This window comes from Pseudonocardia sp. (genome assembly GCF_035305885.1).
Lineage (GTDB): Bacteria > Actinomycetota > Actinomycetes > Mycobacteriales > Pseudonocardiaceae > Pseudonocardia.
In genome coordinates this window covers 1-3,912 of the sequence record NZ_DATGOP010000100.1, presented here as the reverse complement: position 1 = coordinate 3,912, position 3,912 = coordinate 1, and the positions used below count along the sequence as shown (strand labels likewise).

Genomic DNA, 3,912 nt, shown 5'->3' with positions numbered 1-3,912 from the left:
AGGCGGTGTGTCGGGGCGCCGGGGATCGGGTGTGTCGGGGCGCCGGGGATCGGGGAGTCGTGCGCGCGAGGCGACCACTCGCTCGCTCGTTCCTCGCTCGCTCCCGCTAGGCCCATCCAGCCTCGCGCGCACGACTCCCCGCTCCCGGCTTCGTAGGTACGTCGCCGCGGGGGGATGAAGCCCTGCGCTTCCCACTTTCACCGCAGATTGCAACATCGCTCGGTTTCACCGCTCTTTGCAACACGGCTCGGGCTCCACCGCACTGTGAGGGCCGAGCGAGCTCGCCGGCCTCGCTTGCTGGGTTCCACCGCACTTCATGCCACCTACCGGTTCCACCGTGCCTTCAGGCGTCTCGCGGGTGCGCGCCGGCGGCGACGGCGCGCCTACCCGGCGGTGTGGAGGCGCGGGCCGAGGAGGGTATGGAGGGTGGTGAGCGGGGCGTGGGTGGCGGCGCCCGGGACGACGGACTGCCAGGACCCGTCGCCGGTGTCGTGCAGGCGGCGGCGCAGGATCGCGGCCGGGTCCACGACGTCGTCGTGCACGGTCACACGCGTGACACGGTCGTCGACGGCGGCCGCCACCTTCGCGACGAATGCCAGGGGGCCCTCGGCCTCCAGGTGCACGGGCGACGTCGGGCCCAGGCCCGGCACCAGGGTCGTCAGGTGCGGGTCGGTCAGCGCGACGTCGATCGCGCGGGTGATGTCGTACGCGCGGGCTGCGGCGAGCGAGTCGTCCAGCCAGAGCAGGTCGCACAGCAGCTTGTAGACGGCGCTGCGGTGGTCCCGGTGGTCGCGATCGTCCTTGTCGTGCACCGCCAGCGCGCCGTGCCCGCGCACGTCGAGCACCAGCACCGCCTCCGCGCCGCGCTCCCGTGCGAGCGGGTGGTCCGAGGTGAGCGCCGGCGTCCCGGCGTCCAGGAGCACGATGCGGAGCGGCCGCGGCGCACCGGCGCCCGAGGTCGGTGGCAGCAGCACGCCGGCGCCCCACAGGTCCGCCTCGCTGCGCCACATCCCGTGCACCGTGCCCGCCGGCCCGGGCAGCCAGCGCGGATAGGCCGCCCCCGGTGCGCGGCGGCCGGTGTGCACCCTCGCCCTCAGCCACGCGCGCGCCTCGGCGGGCGACGGCGTCGGGAGCCCCTCGGCGTCGGCGCGGACGAGGTCGTGGAGGAACAGCGAGCCCGGCCGGTCCAGCGCCACCTGCCCGCGGGGGAGCGCGCGCATCGCCTCCGGGGGCAGGGGCTCGGAGTCGTCGTCGTCCGTCGGCTCGGGGAGCCCGAGCGCGGCGCAGAAGAACCGCGCCGCCGCCGCGGCCAGCGGCCGCGCGTACCGGTGCGTCACCGGGGCGGTGTGCAGCTCGAGGCGGTCGACGGCGTCCAGCGCCCGGTACGCGGCCCGCGCCCGCTCCACCGACTCCACCGTGCCCTCGAGCGGGAAGAAGTCGTGCTCGGCCGCCAGCACCGCCAGCGGGCGCGGCGCCATCGCCGCCAGCAGGTCCGCGTGGTCCACGCCTGCCGCGGACCCGCCCAGCAGCACCTGCTCGGCGTCCTGGTGCTGCCCCGACCACAGGTAGGCGCCCCGGCTCGTGACGAACGTGCCGATCGCCGCCGCGGCCAGCCGATCCTCGATCGCGACCATGAGCGTGCACAGCGTGCCGCCGCCGCTGTTGCCGGTGATGCCGATGCGGCTCGGGTCGACGTCGGGGAGCGTCTGGAGCAGGTCGATCGCACGCCGTGCGTCGTGGACGAACCACCGCGCGATGCTCTGACCCAGCCACCACGCCTGCAAGCCGGCGTAGGTGTGCTCCGCGGTGCCCGGGTCGACCGTGGGGGTGCCGTCCGGGCCGAGGTAGCCGAGCCGCTCGCCCTGCCCCCACGGGTCGATCGCGAGCACCACGAGCCCGGCGCGAGCCAGCCGGCTGCAGACCCGCTGGTACTCGGGGTCGGCGCGGCCGGTCGTCGTGTGCCCGCACGCGAACAGCACCGCGGGTCGCGGACCGCCGCCGGTGGTGGGCCGGTAGAGCGTCGCGGGGACCGGGACGCCTGGGTGGGTCTCCAGCACCAGCTGCTCGACGACGCAGCCCATCGCCTCCGCCGGTCCTCGCCACTGCACGGGCGGCGGGTCGGCAGGCAGCTCCGGCAGACCGCCCAGCCCGGCGACCACCGCCTCCCGCGTGCGCGCCTGGTGCGCCCGGACCGCCGCGGCGTCGGTGGCGCCGTCGAGCGCGGCGGCCGTGCGCCGCAGCGTCTCCTCGGTGCGCGCGTAGACGTGCCGGAGAAGGTCGAGCGAGGTGTCGTGGTGGCCGTCCAGGTTGCGGCGGAAGCCGAGCTCCTCGGCCATGGGTCTCCTCCGTCGGCGTGGTCCAGCACGCTACAGTAGGACGATGCATGCGGTTGCGGCAATTGCATCGGAGCGCCGTCGCTACGCCCTCGTGGGGGTGTCGAACCGTGGCGTGGCGAGCTTCGCCCGTCCCCTGCTCGGGGTCGCGGGCGGCGCCGACTCCGGCCTCGGCTACGGCGCCAGCAGCGACGACTTCTCCCACGTCGGCCAGCTCGTCGCGGTGCTCGACGTCGACCGCACCCGCGCCGAGGCCTTCGTCGAGACGATCGTCCCCGACGGCTACCCGCCGGTCGCCGTCTTCGGCCCCGACGACGTCGAGGAGATGCTGCGCACGAGCCGGCCCGACGCCGTCCTCGTCGCCTCCCCGGACCACAGCCACGGCCGCTACATCCTCGCCGCGCTCGCGGCCGGCGTCGACGTCGTCTCCGAGAAGCCGATGGTCGCGACGGCGGCCGAGGCGGCCGAGGTCCTCGCCGCCGAGCGGACGAGCACTGCGAGCGTGACCGTCACGCACAACTTCCGCTACCCCGCCCGGCACCGTCGCATCAAGGAGCTGGTGGCGGAGGGGGCGATCGGCCGGCCGCTGCACGTCAGCTACGACCACCACGTCGACGTGCGCCACGGCGCCAGCTACTTCCTGCGCTGGAACCGCCGCCGCGCCGACTCCGGCGGGCTGACCGTGCACAAGAGCACGCACCACCTCGACCTCATCGCCTGGTGGCTCGACGACGAGCCGGTCCGGGCCTACGCCGTCGGCGGTCGCGACTACTACGGGCCGGGCAGCCCGCACCGCCCGGCGGGCGCGACCACCCCCGCCGAGCTGCGCGAGCGGGACCCCTACCACCGGGCGCAGGCCGGCAGCGGGGCGTTCCCCGAGCCCACCGGGCAGGCGCGCCGCGGCATGTTCGACCTGCCCTACGAGGTCCAGTACCCCGCCTCGCGCGAGATGACCCTCTACGACGACGAGATCGACGTCGAGGACCACGTCGCCGGCCTCGTCACCTACGCGGGCGGCGCCACCGCGGCCTACTCGGTCGAGTTCTCCGCGCCCTGGGAGGGCTACCGGCTGGCGATCCGCGGCACGCACGGCACGATCGAGGCGTTCGTCGGCCGGACGCCCGACGGCGAGGCGCTGCCCGGGTCGGGCGAGCTCGTGCTCCGACCCCTCTTCGGGCCCGCGCGCACCATCGAGGTGCCGACGGCGGCCGGCGGCCACGACGGCGCCGACCCGCTGCTGCGCCGTGACCTGTTCGAGGGCCCCGACGAGGAGTCCCGCCGCCTCGGGCTCATGGCCGACGCCCGGCAGGGTGCGCTCGCCGTCGCCACCGGCGAGGCGCTGTGGCGCTCGATCGAGCAGGGCGAGCCCGTCGACGTGCCGGGGCTGCTGCGGCGCTGACCCGGGCGCCGGACCGTGTCAGGTCCCGCGCTGGGAGAGGCGGGAGCGGCAGGGAGTGCGATCTCACCGCCTCCTGTTCCACAGTGCGGTGAAACCGGCCGGTGTTCCGAAGTGCGGTGAAACCGGCCGGTGTTCCGAAGTGCGGTGAAACCGGCCCGTGTTCCGAAGTGCGGTGAAACC

General features: G+C 75.3%; 2 protein-coding genes. One reads left to right on the top strand and one right to left on the bottom strand.

Annotated features, from left to right (window positions below):
* Positions 1-383: 383 nt before the first annotated feature.
* A complete protein-coding gene (locus VKZ81_RS20980) occupies positions 384-2,336 on the bottom strand; it encodes an alpha/beta hydrolase family protein (RefSeq protein ID WP_324243332.1) in 1,953 nt (650 codons plus the stop codon).
* A 97-nt stretch (positions 2,337-2,433) separates the two neighbouring features.
* Here VKZ81_RS20980 and VKZ81_RS20975 point away from each other — a divergent pair, with 97 nt between their 5' ends.
* Positions 2,434-3,732 (top strand): Gfo/Idh/MocA family protein, encoded by a 1,299-nt coding sequence (locus VKZ81_RS20975; RefSeq protein WP_324243331.1) that lies wholly within the window; start codon positions 2,434-2,436, stop codon positions 3,730-3,732.
* The last annotated feature ends 180 nt before the right edge of the window (positions 3,733-3,912 follow it).

Coding starts and splice junctions, on each gene's coding strand:
- VKZ81_RS20980 (WP_324243332.1), bottom strand. CDS start 2,336: ATGGCCGAGGAGCTCGGCTTCCGCCGCAACCTGGACGGCCACCACGAC.